Annotated in this window: 3 protein-coding genes and 1 pseudogene; all 4 read left to right on the top strand. The window is 35.2% G+C overall.

Annotated elements, in window-relative coordinates; genetic code table 11:
- Positions 1 to 519 (top strand): annotated as a pseudogene (locus tag FTV32_RS16780) (RepB family plasmid replication initiator protein); the annotation flags it as partial.
- A gap of 63 nt (positions 520 to 582) precedes the next feature.
- Complete coding sequence (locus tag FTV32_RS16775) at positions 583 to 1,128, top strand: plasmid replication DNA-binding protein (RefSeq protein ID WP_002067466.1); 546 nt, start codon at positions 583 to 585, stop codon at positions 1,126 to 1,128.
- A gap of 196 nt (positions 1,129 to 1,324) precedes the next feature.
- Positions 1,325 to 1,558, top strand: coding sequence for a DUF6500 family protein (locus FTV32_RS16770; RefSeq protein WP_180029138.1), 234 nt, complete (start codon positions 1,325 to 1,327; stop codon positions 1,556 to 1,558).
- A gap of 115 nt (positions 1,559 to 1,673) precedes the next feature.
- A partial coding sequence (locus FTV32_RS16765) for a BrnT family toxin (protein WP_180029136.1) occupies positions 1,674 to 1,944 on the top strand: 271 nt, incomplete at its 3' end.

Below are 1,944 nucleotides of genomic sequence, written 5' to 3'. Positions count from 1 at the left end.
AAATATGCCCTGTCAGACATCGCTGGAATAAATAGTGGGTACGGTATTCGTATTTATGAGCTACTTGTTCAATATCGACAAATAGGTAAGCGTGAAATTTCAGTTGAGAATTTGCGGACAATGCTTGAGCTTGGTAAAAAGTACCCTTTATTCGCAGATTTCAAGAAACGAGTAATTGATACTGCTATAGACCAAATAAACGAATGCAGCCCTTTAAATGTCACTTATGAACAGAAAAAGACTGGTCGTAAAGTTACTAGTATTATTTTTTCATTTAAAGAAAAGACTAAGAGTATTAGTCATCCGAATACAGATGTACCTAAAGAATTTTATAAACTAACAGATGCTCAAATTAATATGTTTGGAAATCAACTTTCTCGTTTACATGAACTATCACATCTAGCACAGCAAGGTGAAAGCTATGATGATTTAGCTATAACAATTAAAGATATGTTGAGAGATCCAAAACAGCAAAAACAGTTTTTACCTTATCTAAAAAACTTAGGCTTTAAACTTTGAGTTTATTGGAGAATACACTTATTGTATTCTCCAATACGTATCGTTAATACACAGTAATACAATATGAAAACAAGTACAAAATACAGTGTTAGTGATGCTGCAACACTGTATAAAAAATCTCGGGCCACACTCTACAAAGATATAAAAAACGGAGTATTAAGTCGTGATCATGATGGTTCTATCGACTTTTCAGAATTACTTCGTGTCTATGGTGAGCCTTTTGGTGGAACAAACTCAAAACGTCTTGATACGTCTCCAAGACAAAACATTGATACACCTGAATACACTGATAATACAGTTGTTGAACTCAAAAATCAGATTGAGTTTTTAAAGAAACAGTTGGAAAAAGCAGAAGATCGGGAAACGAAGGCAAATGCTCGTATTGACACGCTACTTACACTTATTGAAATGAAGCCACCACAAGCCAATATAAGCACGTTTACAGAGCAGCAATCTGACCAGGATATAGCAACAGATCCTCGGTCAAAAAAACCAAATGAGGGCGGATTGACTACTCAAGAAATTAAACGCATTCCAGTGCCGGAGCATATTGAACCAGAGCCTGAAAAAAGGGGCTTCTGGAGCCGTTTTTTCAAGCCCTATGGGTGATAGGACTATTTAATCAGACTAATCAAAACCGTGGAACATTGATTGTTTTTTGATCGTGAAACATGAAAAATCATAAAAAAAGCCCGAACAGGGATGCTCGGGCTATAAACTAGAAACTACAGCGTTGAATTATAAGGATAATTATACAGCATTTCGTATAACGTGTATTATGTTAATTTTAGAGAAAGTTAAAAATATGAGAAAAGAGTTAAGAGAAATATTTATTCATGGATGTAATGAGAAAATTGAGAAGAAAGGAGATAGCGTAGGTTTATCTTTCTATGCTTTTTTCAAGAATAAGAATGATAATCCTGAGCTTTTAATGGAAGCAGCCAATTGGTGGATCATGCAACATAAATTAGATCATTTCGAAAAAGCCGTAAAAATTAAAGCTCTTGTTTTAAGTGAGTCTTCGCCTGACTTAACATAATGGCGGTTATACGAAACTTAGATGTTAGAACCCATTTAAATTAATGAGTTATTGAATAAGTGAAACCCTCTAAGTAGACTTTTAGAAGGTTGTAAATCTAGGGAAAAGGCTAAAGATGCCGTTGATTGAGTATTACGGTCTGCTATTTGAATGGCACGATAAAAAAATGGAAATAGTCTATCGAGGGCGTGAAATTACTTTTGAAGAAGTATGTAGCGTTTTTCTTGATCCAGAGCTGATGTCCTTTGACGATCTTGGTCATTATGACGAACAACGGTTGATATCAATCGGTCTAAGCAATCGTGGTAGACTACTAACAGTGGTTTGGGTCGAACGTGGTGATGTTGCAAGAATCATTACTGCTTTTGAGCCATCACACAATCAAA

Source organism: Acinetobacter sp. YH16032 (assembly GCF_013417345.1).
GTDB lineage: Bacteria > Pseudomonadota > Gammaproteobacteria > Pseudomonadales > Moraxellaceae > Acinetobacter.
Note: the sequence above shows the minus strand (reverse complement) of the source record. Positions and strands in the feature narration are given on the sequence as shown.

Excerpts from the sequence above, each read along its gene's own strand:
- FTV32_RS16770 (WP_180029138.1), top strand. The coding sequence starts at position 1,325 with ATGAGAAAAGAGTTAAGAGAAATATTTATTCATGGATGTAATGAGAAA.
- FTV32_RS16775 (WP_002067466.1), top strand. The coding sequence starts at position 583 with ATGAAAACAAGTACAAAATACAGTGTTAGTGATGCTGCAACACTGTAT.